This is a genomic window from Sinorhizobium mexicanum, from assembly GCF_013488225.1.
In the GTDB taxonomy this organism is placed as follows: Bacteria; Pseudomonadota; Alphaproteobacteria; order Rhizobiales; family Rhizobiaceae; genus Sinorhizobium; species Sinorhizobium mexicanum.
Map to the genome: position 1 here is coordinate 912,784 of NZ_CP041241.1, position 18,348 is coordinate 931,131.

At 60.3% G+C, this 18,348-nt stretch carries 18 protein-coding genes and 1 pseudogene; 12 read left to right on the forward strand and 7 right to left on the reverse strand.

Features of this window, described 5'->3' with window-relative positions; all coding sequences use genetic code 11:
* Positions 1-13 precede the first annotated feature (13 nt).
* A complete protein-coding gene (locus FKV68_RS33445; RefSeq protein ID WP_245181464.1) occupies positions 14-310 on the reverse strand; it encodes a hypothetical protein in 297 nt (98 codons plus the stop codon).
* Here FKV68_RS33445 and FKV68_RS28430 point away from each other — a divergent pair.
* Both FKV68_RS28430 and proX read left to right on the forward strand, forming a co-directional pair.
* Positions 309-1,079 carry a GlxA family transcriptional regulator gene (locus FKV68_RS28430; protein WP_245181466.1) on the forward strand — a complete coding sequence of 257 codons (771 nt, stop codon included), beginning with the start codon at positions 309-311 and terminating at the stop codon, positions 1,077-1,079. The genes FKV68_RS33445 and FKV68_RS28430 overlap by 2 nt on opposite strands.
* Positions 1,080-1,436: 357 nt before the next feature.
* A pseudogene (gene proX, locus FKV68_RS28435) lies at positions 1,437-2,366 on the forward strand (glycine betaine/L-proline ABC transporter substrate-binding protein ProX).
* A gap of 299 nt (positions 2,367-2,665) precedes the next feature.
* On the opposite strand, the gene FKV68_RS28440 reads toward proX, so the two are convergent.
* From FKV68_RS28440 to FKV68_RS28465, 6 genes are all read right to left on the reverse strand, one after another.
* Complete coding sequence (locus tag FKV68_RS28440; protein WP_245181468.1) at positions 2,666-3,796, reverse strand: alcohol dehydrogenase family protein; 1,131 nt, start codon at positions 3,794-3,796, stop codon at positions 2,666-2,668.
* Between the two features lie 66 nt (positions 3,797-3,862).
* Positions 3,863-4,597, reverse strand: a complete 735-nt coding sequence (locus tag FKV68_RS28445; RefSeq protein WP_269808478.1) for an SDR family NAD(P)-dependent oxidoreductase — start codon at positions 4,595-4,597, stop codon at positions 3,863-3,865.
* Positions 4,594-5,325: an SDR family NAD(P)-dependent oxidoreductase gene (locus tag FKV68_RS28450; protein ID WP_180943846.1), complete on the reverse strand. Its 732-nt coding sequence runs from the start codon at positions 5,323-5,325 to the stop codon at positions 4,594-4,596. The genes FKV68_RS28445 and FKV68_RS28450 overlap by 4 nt, the downstream gene beginning before the upstream one ends.
* 16 nt (positions 5,326-5,341) lie before the next feature.
* Positions 5,342-6,445, reverse strand: coding sequence for a mandelate racemase/muconate lactonizing enzyme family protein (locus FKV68_RS28455; RefSeq protein ID WP_180943847.1), 1,104 nt, complete (start codon positions 6,443-6,445; stop codon positions 5,342-5,344).
* A gap of 40 nt (positions 6,446-6,485) precedes the next feature.
* Positions 6,486-7,037: a TetR/AcrR family transcriptional regulator gene (locus FKV68_RS28460; RefSeq protein WP_180943848.1), complete on the reverse strand. Its 552-nt coding sequence runs from the start codon at positions 7,035-7,037 to the stop codon at positions 6,486-6,488.
* A gap of 348 nt (positions 7,038-7,385) precedes the next feature.
* On the reverse strand, positions 7,386-8,480 hold the full coding sequence (locus FKV68_RS28465) for a LacI family DNA-binding transcriptional regulator (protein ID WP_180943849.1): 1,095 nt from the start codon (positions 8,478-8,480) through the stop codon (positions 7,386-7,388).
* Positions 8,481-8,641: 161 nt separating this feature from the next.
* Here FKV68_RS28465 and FKV68_RS28470 point away from each other — a divergent pair, with 161 nt between their 5' ends.
* The 10 genes from FKV68_RS28470 (at position 8,642) to FKV68_RS28515 (ending at position 18,182) form a co-directional block, all read left to right on the forward strand.
* A complete protein-coding gene (locus FKV68_RS28470) occupies positions 8,642-9,625 on the forward strand; it encodes an ABC transporter substrate-binding protein (protein ID WP_180943850.1) in 984 nt (327 codons plus the stop codon).
* A gap of 145 nt (positions 9,626-9,770) precedes the next feature.
* A complete protein-coding gene (locus tag FKV68_RS28475) occupies positions 9,771-11,264 on the forward strand; it encodes a sugar ABC transporter ATP-binding protein (RefSeq protein WP_180943851.1) in 1,494 nt (497 codons plus the stop codon).
* A gap of 1 nt (position 11,265) precedes the next feature.
* Complete coding sequence (locus tag FKV68_RS28480; RefSeq protein WP_180943852.1) at positions 11,266-12,270, forward strand: ABC transporter permease; 1,005 nt, start codon at positions 11,266-11,268, stop codon at positions 12,268-12,270.
* 11 nt (positions 12,271-12,281) lie between these two features.
* The gene (locus tag FKV68_RS28485; protein ID WP_180943853.1) at positions 12,282-13,274 is read left to right on the forward strand and encodes an ABC transporter permease; all 993 of its coding nucleotides are present in this window, start codon (positions 12,282-12,284) and stop codon (positions 13,272-13,274) included.
* Positions 13,275-13,325: 51 nt separating this feature from the next.
* On the forward strand, positions 13,326-14,168 hold the full coding sequence (locus tag FKV68_RS28490) for a phytanoyl-CoA dioxygenase family protein (RefSeq protein WP_180943854.1): 843 nt from the start codon (positions 13,326-13,328) through the stop codon (positions 14,166-14,168).
* A 719-nt stretch (positions 14,169-14,887) separates the two neighbouring features.
* Entirely contained in the window at positions 14,888-15,607 is a 720-nt protein-coding gene (locus FKV68_RS28495; protein WP_246452772.1) for a helix-turn-helix domain-containing protein, read from the forward strand.
* Positions 15,608-15,742: 135 nt separating this feature from the next.
* Positions 15,743-16,618, forward strand: a complete 876-nt coding sequence (locus tag FKV68_RS28500) for a hypothetical protein (protein ID WP_180943855.1) — start codon at positions 15,743-15,745, stop codon at positions 16,616-16,618.
* 326 nt (positions 16,619-16,944) lie between these two features.
* The gene (locus FKV68_RS28505; protein ID WP_245181470.1) at positions 16,945-17,355 is read left to right on the forward strand and encodes a glutamate acetyltransferase; all 411 of its coding nucleotides are present in this window, start codon (positions 16,945-16,947) and stop codon (positions 17,353-17,355) included.
* A gap of 41 nt (positions 17,356-17,396) precedes the next feature.
* Positions 17,397-17,858 (forward strand): hypothetical protein, encoded by a 462-nt coding sequence (locus FKV68_RS28510; RefSeq protein ID WP_180943857.1) that lies wholly within the window; start codon positions 17,397-17,399, stop codon positions 17,856-17,858.
* Positions 17,859-17,939: 81 nt separating this feature from the next.
* Positions 17,940-18,182, forward strand: coding sequence for a hypothetical protein (locus FKV68_RS28515; RefSeq protein WP_180943858.1), 243 nt, complete (start codon positions 17,940-17,942; stop codon positions 18,180-18,182).
* Positions 18,183-18,348 lie beyond the last annotated feature (166 nt).

Here is an 18,348-nt window from a genome sequence, read left to right on the forward strand (position 1 = left end):
AAGGGGTGTTTGCTCACTCGGCGGACCGGGCGATCACCCCAAGCGAATCCACTTCGGTCGACCGCGACGAAACGGGGGCGATCGCGATACTTCTGTTTCCCGGCTTCTCGCTCTTAAGTCTTTCTTCCTTTCTCGCGCCCTTCGAGAAGGCGAATGCGATATTGGGCAGGCAGAGGTTTCGCTGGACGTTTGCCAGCAGGTCAGGTGTTTCCGAAATCTGCAGCCTTGGACTGGCGATGCCTGCCCCCCTAAGCTTTTCGGAGGTCATGCCGAAAATACCGCTCTCCGACAGCACGAAGATGGTGGTCATGGTTGCTGACGGCGTCGTCGAGCCTGGCGCGCCGCGGGAATTGGCTGGCTCGATACGTCTTTGCATCCGGCAGAACATTCCGGTGGTCGCCATTGGCACGGCATCATGGCTTCTCGCCGAAATGGGTGCGCTCAAGAATACCGAGTGCACGATCCATTGGGAGAGGATGGCTGCCTTTTCAGAGACCTTCAACGGGCCGCGGGTGACTGACGCCATCTATACTGGTGATGCCGGCATTTGGAGTTGTGCCGGCGAAACTTCGTCGTTCGATCTCGCGATAGCGCTTCTCGAGCGGACCCTCGGTCCACACCTGACAACGGAGATCTGCAAACGCAATGTTGCGGAAGGAGCCAGGGACCGCACGCATCGTCAGACCGGCTGGTTTCCCTGGAACGCATATTGTACGAGCGACAAGCTGCCCCAGGCGATCAAGTTAATGGAGAGATATCTAGAGGAGCCGCTTTCACTCGAGCAAATAACCGATACGTTAGGGATCTCCCGGCGGCAGCTGGAGCGCCTTTTCGATACCTATCTCGGTACCTCTCCCCACAAGTATTATGTCAAGTTGAGACTTGACCGCGGCAGGCAGCTCGTGGAGTCGACGAACAAACCGATCGTCGAAATCGCCGTGGCCTGCGGTTTTGTTTCGGCCACTCACTTCGCAAAATGCTACCGCCTTCAATTCGGGTGCAGCCCCACCCGAACGAGGCTTTCACGTATGAAGCGAATGTGGTCACCGAAGAAAGCGCGGCACGCGGAGTCTGTGTGAAAACGCGTGGACCACGGCTAGGTAACGGCCGCGGGGGCACTTGGTTGCGAGTGCAATGAAAATGCCTGTCCGAGGGCAGCCGCGAGGCGAATGCGCGAGGCTGTCGCCTTGCGTGATTTCGGGCGCAACAACTCAATCGGATCAGTGCATTAAAGTCACCCGACGGTCTACTTTTTTGCGGCGTGGCGTTTGAAATACATGTGTTACCAATCTCAACATTCCTCGGGAGGATAGGCTTGACGCAGGGCGTTGAGACGGTGAGCGCTGTGCGGCTTCGGAGGTGAACGTCAATCAAAAAGGGGAACTGACATCATGGCGATTAAGACTAATGCCGCTTTTGTCGCATCGTTACTGGCGATGACGAGCGTCGCGTCGGCGGCTGATCAAGTGAAACCCGCCTGGAACGGCATCACGGAAGAACTTTTTCAGACCTTTGTTGTGTCGGAGGGCCTCAAAGAACTCGGTTACGACGTGGCCGAGCCGACCCAGACCCAGGTCCAGCTCGCGCATATTGCCGTCGGCAACGGCGACCTTTCATTCTATGCCGCCCACTGGGAGCCGCTGCATGAAGCCTTCTGGAAGGAAGCCGGCGGCGACGAGAAGCTTGTCCGGCTCGGAAAGCTCTCATCCAACAGTCTCCAGGGCTACCTGATCGACAAGGTGACGGCAAATGCTGAGGGCATCAAGTACCTTGAGGACTTGAAAGACCCGGCGAAAGCGAAGCTTTTCGACACCAATGGCAACGGCAAGGCAGACCTCTACGGCTGTGAGCCCGGCTGAGGCTGTGAGCGCGTCATCGAACACCATCTCGACGCCTACGGTCTTCGAGACACGGTGGAACACCAGCAGGGTGGTTACTTCACGATCATCCCCGATGCGATCGAGCGGGTGAAGGAAGGCAAGCCTGTGCTGTATTACACGTGGACGCCCCTCTGGGTCTCGGCGGTGCTGAAGCCGGGTCAGGATGTCGTGTGGCTCAATGTCAAGGAAACGTCGCTTCCCGATGGCCAGACTGGCAATACCACGGTCGAAGGTCTTGGTAACCTTGGTTTCCCTGTCAATGACCAGATGGTCATCGCCAACACTGCCTTCGTGAACGCCAATCCGTCGGCCAAGAGGTTCTTCGAGCTGGTTCATATCCCAGTCGAGGACATCAACGCCGAGAACAAGCTGGTGGCCGACGGTGAAAAATCCAACGAGCAGATCATGAAGCATGCCACGGACTGGATCGCCGCCCACAAGGCCGACTGGGACAAGTGGATCGCGGAAGCCAAAGCCACGAACTAATGGCCTAAACGCTGTCGCATTCGTGCGGCAGCGTCACTGTCCTTATTTGGCGGTCCCAACGGGGGTAGCTCCGCACTGGTATGAGGCAAGGATAGCTTTGGGACAGTGACGCTGCCGCGCAGTGATACTGCAGGTCCAATTCCCGCTCTCACGCTTCAGTGTCGTAACCGGAGAATTCTCAAAGATATCCTTCGAGGCGAGACCCCTCGCGCGTCCCGGAATTGGCTGCGCCTCCGTCGCACGTCAATCATGCTTGTCTCAATCTTTCCGTGGCGAACGGCGAGCCAGCAATTCGACCGTCAGGCAGGGATTTCCAGCACGATCTTACCGACGATGGATTTCGATAGAAATTCCTGCTGAGCCTTGGCAATCTGCTCCAGCGGATAGGTCTTCGCCACAATGGGACGGATTTCACCACGCTCGATGTAGGAGACGAGGTTTTCGAAGACGATGTCCTCCTGGAAAGTGCAGCCGAAGAAGGTCAGGTCCTTCAGATAAAGAGTGCGAATGTCGAGTTCGACAAGTGGGCCCGCAATCGCGCCAGCAACGGCATAACGGCCACCCTTCTTGAGAACATCCAGCAAAGCCGGGAAGCCGGGGCCAGCCGCGACATCGATCGCTGCATTCACCGTCTCCTTGCCAAGGTTGGCGACCAGGTCTTCGTCACGCCCAACGACCTGATCCGCGCCGAGTTCCAGCAACAACCGTGCCTTCTCTCGTCCTGCAATTGCAGTCACATAGGCACCACGCCGCTTGGCCAGTTGAACGGCTGCGGAGCCGACACCGCCGGAAGCGCCGGTGATGACGACATGCTCGCCAGCCTGCACGTTTGCCCGATGCAGCAGTCCTTCAGCCGTGGAATAGGCGCAAGGCATCGTCGCGAGTTCATTATCGCTCCAGTCGCAATCGACCTTGAACGTCTCGCGCGATGGGGCCTTGGTGTACTGGGCGAACCCGCCGTCGCATTCCGAGCCGAATGTCCAGCACTCGAAGGGCCGGTAATCGACATAGGTGCGGAGAAGATTTCGAACAATGACCCGCTCGCCAATGCGATCAGGGCTCACGCCTTCGCCGACGGCGGCGATATGTCCGCAGCAATCAGCGCCCTGGATGCGCGGAAACACAAGCGGAACGCCTGACCAGCTCGCGTCATCATTCTGGGCAGACGCAAAGCCCTGCCTTGCACCGGAATCGGTGCCGCTTGTGACCGCCTTCGAATACCAGCCGATGCGGGTGTTGATGTCCGTATTGTTGACGCTTGCGGCAGAAACCCGGATCAGCACTTCGCCCGCAGCAGGTGTCGGAACCGGGAGGTCGGTGCGGAATTCCAGTTTGTCGAAACCACCATGGCCAACCAGAACCACACCCTTCATGGTGGTGGGAATTTCGGATTTGCTGCTGACCGCACCCTCTTTGCCGAGCTCATTCATGTCACTGATATCCTGCGTTGAATTCGTTCAAGACGATGATGGCTTTCGCTGTCATCCATAATCCGTTCAGGGCAGGCTGAGCTTTGCCAGGCGACCGCCATCGATGGTCCAGACCTGGCCGGTGACGAAGCCTGCCTCCGGCGAGGCGAGCCAGGCGACAAGCGCTGCGACCTCTTCTGGCTTGCCGGTGCGTCCGACCGGATGAATCCGGCCGATCTCGCGACGGAAGGCCGCCGGGTCCGGCATGCTCTCGATGAAATCTACGTTCAGGTCCGTGTCGATCCAGCCGGGGGCGACTGCATTGCAGCGGACGCCCTCGACCCCGTGATCGATAGCAACAGCGCGGGTCAACCCATGCAGGCCCGCCTTCGACGCGCAATAGGCTGCGTGCTTCGGGTTCGATCCCAGCCCTTCGATGGAGCCGATATTGACGATGGCGCCTTTTGACGCCTTGAGATGCGGCATCGCGGCCCTGATCAGCATGAAGGGAGTGGTGAGGTTGACGGCGATGTTCCGCTCCCAGTCGGCAAGCGACATGTCCTCGACCAGTGCTTCCTGCATCATGCCCGCATTATTGACGAGCACATCAAGCCGCCCGGCCTTGGCCACCACAGCTTCCACGGTCATTCCGGCGGAACCCGGATCGGCGAAATCCGCCGGAATGCCCTCGAATTCCACGTCCGCTCCCCGCTGGGCGGTGAATACGCGAGCGCCGTCGTCCCGGAGCCTGAACGCGATCGCCCGGCCGATGCCGGAACGGCCACCCGTAACCAGCGCAACCTTACCTTCGAACCGCATCAGGCCACCGCCTTTCCGCCGTTGACCTCAACCAGCGAGCCGCACATGTAGCGCGCGGCATCGGAAGCAAGGAAGAGCACGACATCGGCGATATCATCCGGCTCGGCGATGCGGCCGAGCGGCACGGTTTTGCCGAGTTCCGCAACCGCTGTATCCGGATCAAAGCCGCGCTTGATGAAGCCGGTGCGCAGCATAGGCGTATTGACCTCATTCGGGCAGACGGCGTTGATGCGAATATTCTGGTGCGCGTGGTCCATGCCCATGCACTGGGTCAGGGAGGCGATTGCCGCCTTGGTCATACAATAGACCGCATGGTTCGGGCCGGGGCGAAGGCCCCAGCAGGAAGCGGTGTTGACGATTGCGCCACCGCCACGGGCGGCAAGCAGCGGGATCGCGGCGCGGCAGATCCGGAACGGCGCCTGGACATTGACGCCCACCGACAGGTCCCAGTCGGCATCGGCCGTTTCCGTCACTTTGCCGCGGGTGATCACGCCGGCATTGTTGATGACGATGTCGAGGCCGCCGAGCGCGTCGAAGGCCGCCTGCGGCAAGCCGTCGGCATAGGCTGCTTCCAGCAGGTTGCCCGGCAATTTGGCATCGGCCTCAACGCCAGACACATCCCGGTCGGCAACGGCCACTCGAGCTCCCTCGGCTCGAAGTTGCTTCACGATGGCAGCGCCGATGCCACCGGCGGCACCGGTTACAAGAGCGATCTTCCCAGAAAATCTCATCTTACACTCCACTGGTTCAGAAGCTTGCGACCGGGTTACCGAAGATGCCTGCATCGGGTGTCACTCCGAGGCCCGGGCCCTTCGGAAGCGCAATGTGACCGCCTTCGATACGGATACCGTTCTTGCTGTCGTAATTGCCCTCGATATAAGGAGCCGCGATCCACACACCCTCGCAGAGTTTGGGGGCAATGGTTGCACCTGCCTGTACGCAGGCGGCAGCGAGAATGTCCCCACCCCAGGCGTCGTCACAGGTGTGCGGAAGGTTGCGGGCAGCGCAGATGTCACGGAAAGTCGCGAAATTGTGCAGCCCGCCAATGCGTGTCACCTTCATGCCGAAGCCGTCGACAAGGCCGGTGCCGACCGCTGTAATCACGGTGCTCAGGTTGATGCTATTTTCGTCCATGTAGATGCCGTGGTGCACCTGCGGCCGGATTTTCTGGAGGTCTTCAATCGTGTTGCACGGCTGCTCCATGATGAACGGAACATCCGGGCATTCACGGCTTATGCGAAGCGCGTCGCGCGTGGTCCAGCCGCGATTGGCGTCGACCGCCAAGCGCATGCCCGATCCCTTGATAACGTCCCACACCTTGCGGACGACCTCGATATCAACCTCGACCGGACGGCCGCCCACCTTAACCTGCAGACGCGGATAGCCTTCTTCCATCTTTTCGCGGGCAATGCGGGCAATGTCATCCGGAGTGCCGACACCTGTCGCGTAATAGGAAGGCACCTTATCGGTTGCCACACCGCCCAGCAGCTGGGCAACACTCAAACCGAGCTTCTTACCGATGAGATCGTGGGCGGCCATGTCGATCGCTGCCTTGGCGTAGTTATGCCCGTTCAGCAGGCTGTCCATCTTGCGCTGGAGAGACAGCGGCCAGACTTCCGAGCCTACCAGTCCCGGAGCCATTTCTATGAGTGCGGCGAGCGCACCACTGGCATGGGATTCGGCGTAGGTCGGGCCAACAGGGCAGGTTTCACCCCAACCTTCCGTTCCATCTTCGCCCACGAGGCGGGCCAGTGTCGTCTTCAACGACCAGACCTTTGCATTCGCCATCGTATAGGGGCCGTTCTTCACGGGCAGGTCGTGACTATAGATATGGATTTCCTTGATCTTCATATGTCTGGCTCCCACGGTCTCAGAGTTGGTGGAAAGGAATTCAGGCGATATCTTCGGCCGCAAGGGCTGCTTTCGCCGCTCGAAGGGCCGCGGCCGTTGCCCGATCCCGCCCGTGCAGGCGTGCCGTCTGCGTCATGCCTTCGTGAAGAAGGAACAGTGTTTCGGCGAGTTGCTCGATATCTCTGTCGGGCGCGATGGTTTGGAGGCGTACCCGAAACTCATCGGCGAGCCGTGCCTTGTGATCCGTGACGATCGCGCGGATTGCGACGCTGTCGGGATGCTCTGCCAAGGCATTCAGAAAAAGACAACCGGTGTTGGCCACTTCGCTCAACCAGTCTCCGAGACGGATGATCGGATAAAGGACATGATCGATGCCGTTCTCAGGCCCACCCGCGAGCCAATCGAAATAGGTCTTGTCACGGTGCTCCAGCGCTCCCACCACCATGGCTTCGCGGCTTGGAAAATACTTGTAGAGCGTCCTCAGGGACACGTCGGCTCCCGCCCGCAGCGCTTCCACGCCTTGCTCGGCAAAACCCTGTTCGGCAAACTGCCGGTCGAGGTCACTTGCGATCTTCTGTTTGGTCGTGTTCATGCCGCCAATGGTAGAGTGAACGCTCTACCTTGCCGGATATAAAAACGACCCCCATCGGTAGGAAAAACGAACTCCAGAATTCGGCTTGGTTTTTACTCGGCGACTTGAAACGGTCACGCCACCCGCTGCGCAAGGCCGTGTTGCCGGCCCATACTGCCGCTTCGATTTTTGCCAGGGAACTTTACGCCGGCGGGAACTCCCGCCGGCGGTCGTCCGGCACGGATGTTGTCCGCGTCCAAGGTGGAAGAAGCGAAACCGTCATGCGCCCGAAATCCGCAAAGTCCGTGCGTCAGTCATGGGCCTGGAGGAGGATAGCTGTGCGTGACTCAGACGTCCGGCTCGGCTGCGTCAGAGGCGGCGTGCAGCCACGTGCGAGATCATCGCGGTCGTCCCCCGCTGGACCAGCGGCCCATCGACCTTGATCGTCATGGGACGCGGCCTTTTTCCGTGGATCGCCATATCGATCAGAATTTCCGCTGCCCTCTGACCCATCTCGTAGTTCGGCAGCACCAGTGTCGAAAGCGGCGGATGCGTGTAGCGCGCGAGTTCCTGATCGTCATAGCCCATCACCGACAGGTCCTCGGGTACGCGGAGGCCGCGCTCGGAAGCTGCCTCGAGGACTCCGATCGCCATCAGATCATTACCGCACAAGATCGCGGTCGGGGGATTTTCCATGGCGAGCAGGTCCAGGCCCGCCTGGTAACCGCGCAGCGGCAGCCAGTCGCCGTCGCGCACCAACGTCTCATTGAAGGCGATGTCGGCCGTGGCAAGCGCCTGCTTGTAGCCTTTGAGGCGGTCGACCGCTGCGTCCATCCACGGTTCGCCGTTGATGAAGCCTATACGTCGATGCCCCAGTGACGTCAGATGCGCCGTTGCCGCGAAGCCGCCGGCGACCTCGCCCGGTACTATCGCCATATGCTGGCGCGGCTCGGCGTAGCAGTTCAACAGCACTGTCGGAACGTTTTCGAGTTCGGGCGGCACGCTCACCTTGCGGGTGAAGATGGTTGCGTAGATCACGCCAGCGATCGCCGGGTCGCGCAGGACGGCGCGGAGCACCGCGCTCTCCAGGTCAGGATTGGATCGGGTCGCATGGGCGGAGACGAGCAGGCCCTGCTCGAAGGCATAGTCGCGAATCCCGTCGAGACTGACCACCGGATGCGGGCTCGTCGATATCTCGTCGACAATGAAGGCGATCGTGTCCTTCTCGATCGCCGGTGCCTGGGCCGGGTCCTGACGGGTACTCGGCAGCCTGTAACCGATCTTTTGTGCCGCTTCGCGCACACGCTCCCTGGTTTCAGCCGAGATGCGGGCACCAGACATGTCGTTGAGGACAAGGGACACGCTTGACTGCGACACGCCGGCGATGCGCGCCACGTCCGTCATCGTCGGCCGGCCGCCGCTCGTTTCCTTCCGCGTCACGTTGCGTCCGTTGTCTTTTGCCATTTCGGTCCCCTGCCGGCGCTGCAGCGCCGCATTGATTTTTTGCAAGTGCTAATAACTTTAGCCTTGACTGCTAATATTATTAGCGCAAGGTTTGCCCATGTGAAGCACAAAGTGCTCGCATCCGGTAGAGGAGTACCGGCAAACCGGGAGGAGAACTCACGATGAACAGGATTTCACGTCGCGCCTTCATGCTTGCCGCTACGGCGGCCGGCGCAATTGCCGTTGCCGGCACGGTCGCCTTCGCTGAACTGCCGATGCTGGCACAGAAGGAGACCTACAAGGTCGGCTTCGCACAAACGGAGTCCAACAATCCCTGGCGCATCGCCCAGACCAACAGCATGAAAGCGGAGGCTGAGAAGCTCGGCCATCAACTGGTCTATACCGATGCCGCGGGATCCGCCGCCAAGCAGGTGGCCGACGTCAACTCGATGATCGCCCAAGGCGTCGATCTGATCTTCCTCGCGCCGCGCGAAGAAAAGCCCCTGATCCCGGCGGTTATGGCCGCCAAGAAGGCCGGCATTCCTGTCATCCTGCTCGACCGCAGCGTCGACCCGGCCCTTGCCAAGGCCGGCGAGGACTACGTCACATTCATCGGCTCGGATTTCATCGAGGAAGGAAAGCGCGTTGCCGAGTGGCTGGTCAAGAATGCCAATGGCAAGTCCAAGATCATCGAGCTTGAAGGGACGACCGGCTCGTCACCCGCCAATGACCGCAAGAAAGGATTCGACGAAGCCATCAAGGCGGCAGGTGGTTTCGAGATTGTTGCCTCTCAGACGGGCGACTTCGCACGTGACAAGGGCAGACAGGTCGCCGAAGCCCTGCTGCAGGCGCACCCGGATGCCGATATCGTGTATGCACATAATGACGAGATGGCGATCGGCGCCATTGCCGCCATCGAAGCGGCCGGCAAGGTCCCGGGCAAGGACGTATTGGTCCTGTCGATCGACGGCGGCAAGGAGGCGGTTCAAGCCGTAATCGACGGAAAGATCGCCGCGGTCGTCGAGTGCAACCCGCGCTTCGGACCCAAGGCTTTCGAGACGATGCTGCGCTTTGCCAAGGGTGAGAAGATCGATCCCTGGGTCATAAACGAGGACAAGTTCTACGACTCCTCCAACGCGGCTGCCGAACTCGCCAACGCTTACTGACACATGCCTTCTCTGGCCGGGGCGGCAACGCCGCTCCTGCCATTGGCGAGGTGTAATGGAAGCTCGGCGTGATACAATCAGCTATGCCCAGGCGGCAGTTATCGACGGTCGGCGGCAGAAGACAGAGTGGCATCCGGAGGGACTAATGCTTCTGTCCATGCAGGGCATTTCCAAGTCATTCAACGGCATTCCCGCGCTACGCTCGGCGTCGCTCGAGGTGGGGCAGGCGGAGGTGATGGCGCTTGTCGGCCAGAACGGCGCCGGCAAGTCGACATTGATCAAGATTCTCACCGGCGCCTACCGGCGGGACGAAGGCTCGATTCTCTTTGGCGGAAACGAGGTCTCCTTCTCCATGCCGGCGCAGAGCCAGGCCCAGGGCATTGCGACCATCTACCAAGAGATCAACCTCGCTCCGCAACGATCCGTTGCGGAGAACATCTATCTGTCGCGTGAACCGCGCCGGTACGGCTTAATCGATCGCCGGGCGATGCGAGAGGGTGCGACTGCGGTCCTGCGAACCTTCAATCTGGAGATCGATGTCGAGGCGCCAGTCGCACGCTTCAGCGCCGCCACCCGTCAGATGGTGGCGATCGCGCGGGCCGTCACGCAAAACGCGCGGCTGGTCATCATGGACGAGCCAACCTCGTCCCTCGATGAACGGGAAGTGGCCATTCTTTTCGACACGATCCGAACGCTGAAACGCAGCGGCGTGTCGGTCATCTTCATCGGCCATCGCCTCGACGAGCTCTACCGGATCTGCGACCGAGTGACGATCATGCGTGACGGGAAGACCGTCGCCACGAGCGCAATGGCGGACATGCCGAAGCTGGCCCTGGTGCGGCACATGCTTGGAAAAGAACTCGCGGCTTTCGAAGCGATCGCGAAGGACGCCGACGAAAGCACGCAGAGATCCGTGCGATTGTCGGTGGAGCATGCCGGCTCAGGCGTCCGTGTCCGGGATGTCAGTCTTACCGTTCGCGAAGGGGAGATCTCAGGCCTTGCCGGCTTGCTCGGCTCCGGCCGAACAGAAACCGCCAATCTGATCTTCGGCGCCGATCGGATCGAACGGGGCGAAATCCGGTACAATGGCGAACCGCGCTCGTATCGCCAGCCCGCGGACGCCATTGCCGATGGCATCGGGCTTGTCTCCGAAGACCGGAAGGTCGACGGCATCATCCCCGACATGAGCATCCGCGAAAACATGACACTCGCGCTTTTGCCGAAATTGAACCGCGCCGGCATCATCGACCGTGCGCGCCAGGAAGCAATCGTCGAGCGCTATATCTCCGCGCTCGGGATCAAATGCGTCTCCCCCGACCAGCCGATCAAGGAACTCTCCGGCGGGAACCAGCAGAAGGTCCTGCTTGGCCGATGGCTCTGCACGGATCCGAAGCTCCTGATCGTCGACGAGCCGACCCGCGGCATCGACATCGGTGCCAAGTCCGAAATCCTTCGCCTCTTACGCCGGCTCGCCGATGAAGGGCTGGGCGTCCTGATGATTTCGTCGGAACTCGAGGAACTGTTGGCCGCAGCCGACCAGGTCACCGTCCTCAGCGACGGAGCCTCGGTCGCCGTCCTCCCACGCAAGGACTTGAGCGAGGCGGCGCTTTTCGCCGCCATGGCGCACCAGGTGGAATAGCATGACGACGATCGAGACGCAGGCCGGCGCGAACACCGTCCCCTCGGGCAAACGTTTCTTCAGTTTGGCCGGGCGCTACGGCACGTTCGTCGCTTTCCTGGCGCTGATCCTGTTCAACGCCGTCTTCACGCCGAACTTCCTGTCGCTGCAGACGCTCAACGTCAATCTCACCCAGGTCGCGACCATCGTGATCGTCGCGATCGGCATGACGTTGGTGATCGCGACCGGCGGCATCGATCTCTCCGTCGGCTCGCTGATGGCGATTGCCGGCGCCCTTGCACCGATGATCTTCATGGGAACGCTCTTTCCGGTTTCCAACATGCCGGTCGCCGCGGCACTTGCGCTCGTTCTACCTGTCGCCGTCACCGGACTCTTCGGCCTGTTCAATGGGTTCCTGGTCACCCGTTTCGCAATCCAGCCGATCATCGCGACCCTCGTGCTCTTTATCGCCGGGCGCGGCATCGCCCAGGTCATGACCAACGGTAACCTGCAGGTCTTCAGAAACGAAGGGTTCCAGTTCATCGCAATGGGGCGGATCGGCGGCATTCCCGCGCAGGTGATCCTGATGGCTGCGATCGCGGCGATCGCCTGGGCGGCGATCCGCTACACGGTCTTCGGACGGCAGATCATCGCGGTCGGCGGCAACGAGAAGGCAGCCCGACTGACCGGCATGCCCGTGCACCGCGTCAAGCTGCTCGTCTACATGATCAGCGGCGCGCTTGCGGGAGTGGCCGGCCTGATCGTTGTCGCGCGCAATTCCGCAAGCGACGCCAACCTTGTAGGCCTCGGCATGGAGCTCGATGCGGTCGCCGCAGTCGCCGTCGGCGGCACGCTACTGACCGGCGGCCGGGCGAACATCATCGGTACGGTGATCGGCGCGCTGGTCATCCAGCTCGTGCGCTACACCCTGCTTGCAAACGGTGTCCCTGATGCCGCCGCACTGATCGTCAAGGCGGCCCTGATCGTGCTCGCGGTGTTCATCCAGCAGCGCGCCGGCAAGTCGTGAAGGAGGAGTGGGTGAACGCGTTGCTCAAGGCTCTTGCGCTCAGGTCCCCCGGCGACATGGCCCGCCTCGGCGTCGTCCTGGCGCTGCTCGGCCTGATCCTGTTCGGGGCGCTGCGCTACGACAATTTCCTGTCTCTATATAACATCCTGAGCTTCCTGCGTTACAATTCGATGTTCGCCCTGATCGCGCTCGGCATGGCGTTTGTCATCATGACCGGGGGCATCGATCTCTCCGTCGGCGGAACGGCGGCCATGGCGAGCGTCATCGCGGCGCTTCTGTCGCCCCATCACTGGGCGACAGGTCTCGTCGGCGGTATCGCGGCGGGTCTTGCTGTCGGCGCGCTGAACGGCTTCATCGTCACCGCCATGCGCATCCAGCCCTTCATCGCGACGCTCGCGACCATGCTCGCGGCCTACGGGACCGCCTTGCTGCTTGCCGGCAATCAGTCGGTTTCGGTTTCCTACGACAGCGGCTTCACGGAGATCGGCCAAGGCGATTTCTTGGGCTTTCCCATCCCGGCCTGGATTGGCCTTCTCGCCTATGTCGCGGGGTGGCTGGTGCTGGAGCGCTTGCCCATCGGCCGCCACGTGCTGGCGATAGGAGACGGCGAGGCGACGGCGGCGCTGATGGGTCTCAAGGTCAGGCGAACGCTCATCGCCGTTTATCTCGGCTCCGGCGCGCTTGCCGGCCTTGCCGGAGTCATTCTTGCCTCGCAGTTCGGCGCCGGCCAACCGACTGAGGGTGTCGGTTGGGAACTCTTTGCGATCGCATCCGTGGTGGTCGGCGGCACGCTGCTGACCGGTGGATCCGGTTCCGTCGGAGCGACGCTGGCCGGCGCGCTGCTGCTGGCGATGGTGTTCAACATCCTGAATTTCGAGAACGGTCTCGGCTGGATTTCGCTCTCGGCCTATTGGCAATCCGTCATCCGTGGCGGGTTCCTGCTCATCGTCGTCGTGCTTCAGGCACGATTGATGTCGCGCCGCGAGGAAGGGCCTGAGATGTAATCGGCACCGATGTCCCCCGTGTCGGGTGGGTCCAAACGAAGAGGAGATACAATGCAAACGGCAATTACACGAGGCGCCGACTATGACCTCGCCGCCTGCGTCGAGGCCCTGCAGCGGGACGGCATCACCGCGCTGAAGAGCGCCTTCTCGCGCGAATGGGCGGAGGCGATGCGCGAAGACATGATGACGGCTTTCTGGTCTGCCATCCAGCGGCCAGGCGGCGCCGTCGGTCGCGGCCCGCGACGTTGGTATGTCGAGATCCATCCGCAGGATTTTTCCGGCTTCGTCGATCTCGTTACCCATCCCTGGGTCGTCGGTATGTGCGAAACGGTCCTCGGCCCCGACTACCAGATCGTCGAGATCGGTTTCGACGTGCCGTTTCAGGGCGCCAAATACCAGCCGTGGCATCGCGACTTCCCTTCGCCGCCCGATACCTATGTCGAGCGCCGCATCACCTCGCTTGCCTTCAATCTGACGGGCGTGGACGTCACCGAGGACATGGGCCCGTTCGAGATCGCTCCAGGCACACAGTGGCTCGACGGTCGGGAATGGAAACACGAGATGTTTCCGCCCAAGGAGAGGTGGCCGGAGTTTCAGGAGCTCGCGGCCCGCAAATACCCGAAGCTCGGCGATATTTCGTGCCGCTCCGCTCTCACCATCCATCGCGGGACGGAACACGGTTCCCCGATCGCCCGCCCCGTCCTGGTTCTCGGCGCCGATGCTCCCGGCGCAGGCCACGCGGAATTGCACGACATGATGGTGACCAAGGACTATTACGACACCTTGCCGGAGACGGTGAAGAAACACCTGGTCTGCAGGGTTGTCGAAGAATTGATCCCGGTCACGCAGAAGCATGATATTGAAGGTTTGGTCATGGGTTCGACGCCCACCTGACACGCCTCGTAATGTCTGTCATTACAGCGCCGCGCGTCTTATCAGACGCGCAAAGAATGCTGTAGCACTTTGAATTGCTGCATGTTTTTATCCTTAAATCGACTACGATTTAAGGAAACATGCAGGAGGCCCGGACGGCGCATCTGCGGTTTCGCTGGTGCTGCGGCGCGTTGCACTGATCGTCGCGCGTGTCGTTGGGCACTGGCGGCGCTGCAGTCCCCAGCTCAAGGTGTATCCTTTCAGGGGCAACTCGACGACGCTTGCCCGCGTCCCCGAGCGAGGCCGCGCCGGCGCGCGGAGTTCGTTGCCGCTATACGATGATTACAGTTCTACTGCATGTCTCCTTAAGCCGACCTCGGTTTAAGGACAAAAACAGGTAGTAAATTCGAAGTGCTACAGCGGCCCTTGGAGGTCCGACAAGACGTGCGGCGCTGTAGTGACGCCTGATGAGCCTTGGCTGACGGCTTCCGCGTAATCGGCGCTACCGGACCTTTTGCCCACCCTTACCACGCGGCTCCAATCTCATCGCCGAGACAGGCGCGCAAGTAGCGTATTGGTTTGTTCACCCAACGGTTGATATTCTCTTCCATCTCAGACGCTTCGATTGCAAAGATCCCGGCGTATCTCCGCGCTTACACCCTCCAAGCAAGCTGGGGCTCCGGCGCCCCCGACCGTCCAATCAGCCCTGGGTCAAGCCTTCGGCAGGCCACATTCTCAAGGTGCTCTTCGAGGTGCATGCTTCCTTTTTGGCTGCGTATCTTGGCTCGGATCCAGGAGCGGCAAATTCTCTGTCGCAAATCGCAAATTCATTGCGGCAGGTCGATGTGATCGATCACCGAATGTTGCGACCGGGGCGTTCGGCCCAAATCCTTATCGTCGATTGCCGCCAGCCGCATCAACACGAGCACCAGCCTTTAAAACTCCCTCCCGAACTCATGCAACTGGCACTCGTTTCTGAAACCGGCCTGCATCGCAGCGCGATTTTCGCCAGCGGATTTTTGGACTACCTGCTGTGGCCGCTGATAGAGCAGGAAGTGGTAAGCCGGCTTGGAGCCTGCGTCGCTCAGATCGAGCGACGGTCTGCTGCGCTGTTCTTCTCCGCCGACCCGCTCGTGCAGAAGTCATGTGATCTGCTGGTGCAGCGCGTCGCTCGGCAGATTCCGTTGAGCGAGCTGGCGCGGATAGTCGGCACCAACAGGACAACGCTCGTTAACCGCTTTGAAACTTCCTTTGGCTGCGGGCCCATCACCTGGCTACGCCACTATCGGATGGCCGAGGCGGCCAGGCGCTTGCGCAGCGGCAACGAAAGCGTCAGCAAGATTGCCGAAACGCTGGGTTACGAGAACAGCAACAACTTCTCGACGGCGTTCAAGTCCGTTCATGGCCTCCCGCCGCTCCTCTACCGCAAAATGGCATTCCGCAGAGAAAAGCCTGTCTGAGGCAAAGGTGGAGACCGAAACAACCTGATATACAGCTAATGAGAGCATTCGAAGGGATTAATACACCCATTAGTTTTATGGGGGAAACCCGGAGACTCTCGGAGCAACGTTCAAATCTCACCGTAGGAGGCAAGTATGCCGAGCGTATCCGCAGTGAATGTCCAGGAACATGAACAGAGTTATTCGAACAAGAGCTACGACGCAGCACGCACCTTCTTTTATGCCAAGCCTCTGATGCTTGCCCAGACCGATGCTCAGGCGCCCAGCGACGAGCAGATCGCCAACGACCAAGGCACAGTCCAGTTCCACCTCATTGGCCAGAAAACCAATGACTCGAAGTGGAGCAGCATCATGAATGAAAACCAGGACAATCTGCTGGCGATGGGCGGCCTCATCCACGACTATATGCATACCCACTATCCCAATATCGACTCGAAAAAACTCGACATAAACACCTGGTCGGACGTCGTCGGTAACATTCCCGATCTCTCGATCGGAGCGCAGAAGCAGAAAGCCTACTCGAACAAATTTGTCGGCACGTCTGTTTCGGGCACGTTTCTGTCCCTGATTGCCAAGGCGCTCATCTCGGACGGTGCATCTTTGCTGACGGACTTCCAGTCCTTCCTGACGCAAATGGGCAACCTGACCTTCAGTGCCAGCAGCAAGGCGCAGCAATACAAGGCGCTGACATGCACCTATCAAAGCTATCTTCTCGATAACGGGGCCGGCGGATACTTCGACTACGGCGCGATCGTCTTGCGGCAGATCGAGTTCAAGGAGTACTTCCTCGAGCTGAAATCCTCCTGCTCGTCGACACAATACGTCAATGTCGACATGGACTATACCGAGATCACCAACATCGTTCAAACCCGTCGCATCCGCAAGGACGGCCCAGACTACAAGAACTTCCAGGAGCTCGTGAACAAGAACTCCACCGAGCAGTTCAAGAAGGCCAAGAACTTCTTCAACGGCGGCTCGACTCCGCAGAACGACATCACGCCGCAGGTCTGAGCTCGGACCTCAATCGCGATTAACGCAGCTCATCGAACCACGGTGCGGTTCGAAGCGCCCCCGCTTCGCCAAGGCGATGAGGCTATCCGGCAAAACTCTGCTGGGTGCCGATGCTCTGTCGCGCTGCCTGGTGCTCTTCGCTGCCGTCCCCGGAAGGAACCGACATGAACCCATTCGCGAAAACAGCTGCGGGTCTTTTTTCGGTGATCGGACCCAAGAGCAGCGATCCACTCCAAGCGGAGAGGATCTGCTCTGCCCTGATCCAAAAACTGTCTGAAGACCCGTCTCGAAACCTGGACCCTCGCACATGGCAGAATGCCGTGCAGATGGTACCGAACCAGGTGGAAAGCGCGACGACGTCGCAAACGCTGAACCGCACAATGCCCGTTGGCGATTTGCCCGGCGCCCTTGCGTCGATCTGCGCCAATGCCGCAGGTGGAGGTAAGGCCCAGGCCGGTCTGGCGAAGCCGATCAGTTCCTATCTCAGCAAGTATGGGGAACCGACGGCATTCAACTGCCTCATCCTGGATCAAGGCAACCCCGCCGAGATCCACCTTTACCTGACCTGCCTGAACGTGGCTGAGGGGCGAGGTTCGGAGAATTTCAGCATCGCTTCGACCTTCCTTTCGGCATCACTGAACCTGTCGGACAAGCAAGCAGCATCCAGGATCGCAGAGCTTTTCGGCGGCTACGGCCCACCGAGCGACCAGCCCTACTACCTGCGCATCTCCCTCTGAGCCGCAGACCCATTCAACATCCAAGTCAATGGAGGATACCGATGATTATTGCAGCCTGCACTGACGATCCCATGGTCGAGGACATTGCCCGTGACGCCGCCAAAGGCAATCACCATGTTTTCGGCGAATGGTACAAAGTATTCGACAAGGACATTCCTGATCTTCACCCGACCGAGGATCTGTTCATCGTGGCCCACGGCGCAGCCTTCGGGGACGAAGGCCAGCCCGTCATTGGCAGCAAGGGTGACGACTTCTACCTGACCGCGCGCGATCTAAACAAGAACCTGACGATCTTTTCCGAAGGGTACTCCGGCGGCGTCTACGTCTATGCCTGCCTTTCGGCGGCTCCGGGCGCCAGCGGCCTGAGCTTTGTCCAGTCCTATAAGAAGCTGATTGGACCAAGCTTTCCGAAGATGACCGCCTGGGGCCAGACCGGCAAACCCAAAGGTCCCTTGCCGCCGCCGACGGACAGGTCCTGGGTCGAAGCCCGCGACGGAAAATAGGGCGCACCAAGACCGTTTCTGCCGGGGGTCCACGGCATTGCAAATCCACGTCATAGTCGATACCAGATGGAGGTAGGAATCATGCCCAATTGGGAAAACGTCTCCGTTAAGACTGCCAACGGCGGAGACGAACTGCTGAAAGATGGGACCGGAAGCGGCGGCGAGAAAGATTTCGCCTGCGGAAAATTCGGCTCGGAGAAGCGCCCGAAGAAAGGCGACAAATACCATATCACGGCGACGCCTGAAGAAGGAACTTTTGCGATGGATTGGACCGCCACCTGCACGTTCTCGGGAGAGACGTCCGCGTTCAAAGTCCAGGACTAGAATATTCAACCGACGTGCCGACCCGCCACGGTCGGCATTCCACTCGGCCGCGCGGAGTTGTCTCCGCGCGGCTCCTCGATGCTTACATGCGCCTGTTTATTGCTACCTGCTTCTGCACAGTGGCGCTTAGCCCGGCTCAACCTCCGCGCATGAGGATCCGCGTCGA

Coding starts and splice junctions, on each gene's coding strand:
- FKV68_RS28430 (WP_245181466.1), top strand. CDS start 309: ATGGTTGCTGACGGCGTCGTCGAGCCTGGCGCGCCGCGGGAATTGGCT.
- FKV68_RS33445 (WP_245181464.1), bottom strand. CDS start 310: ATGACCACCATCTTCGTGCTGTCGGAGAGCGGTATTTTCGGCATGACC.
- FKV68_RS28440 (WP_245181468.1), bottom strand. CDS start 3,796: ATGAATGAGCTCGGCAAAGAGGGTGCGGTCAGCAGCAAATCCGAAATT.
- FKV68_RS28450 (WP_180943846.1), bottom strand. CDS start 5,325: ATGAGATTTTCTGGGAAGATCGCTCTTGTAACCGGTGCCGCCGGTGGC.
- FKV68_RS28455 (WP_180943847.1), bottom strand. CDS start 6,445: ATGAAGATCAAGGAAATCCATATCTATAGTCACGACCTGCCCGTGAAG.
- FKV68_RS28460 (WP_180943848.1), bottom strand. CDS start 7,037: ATGAACACGACCAAACAGAAGATCGCAAGTGACCTCGACCGGCAGTTT.
- FKV68_RS28465 (WP_180943849.1), bottom strand. CDS start 8,480: ATGGCAAAAGACAACGGACGCAACGTGACGCGGAAGGAAACGAGCGGC.
- FKV68_RS28470 (WP_180943850.1), top strand. CDS start 8,642: ATGAACAGGATTTCACGTCGCGCCTTCATGCTTGCCGCTACGGCGGCC.
- FKV68_RS28475 (WP_180943851.1), top strand. CDS start 9,771: ATGCTTCTGTCCATGCAGGGCATTTCCAAGTCATTCAACGGCATTCCC.
- FKV68_RS28480 (WP_180943852.1), top strand. CDS start 11,266: ATGACGACGATCGAGACGCAGGCCGGCGCGAACACCGTCCCCTCGGGC.
- FKV68_RS28490 (WP_180943854.1), top strand. CDS start 13,326: ATGCAAACGGCAATTACACGAGGCGCCGACTATGACCTCGCCGCCTGC.
- FKV68_RS28500 (WP_180943855.1), top strand. CDS start 15,743: ATGCCGAGCGTATCCGCAGTGAATGTCCAGGAACATGAACAGAGTTAT.
- FKV68_RS28505 (WP_245181470.1), top strand. CDS start 16,945: ATGGTACCGAACCAGGTGGAAAGCGCGACGACGTCGCAAACGCTGAAC.
- FKV68_RS28510 (WP_180943857.1), top strand. CDS start 17,397: ATGATTATTGCAGCCTGCACTGACGATCCCATGGTCGAGGACATTGCC.
- FKV68_RS28515 (WP_180943858.1), top strand. CDS start 17,940: ATGCCCAATTGGGAAAACGTCTCCGTTAAGACTGCCAACGGCGGAGAC.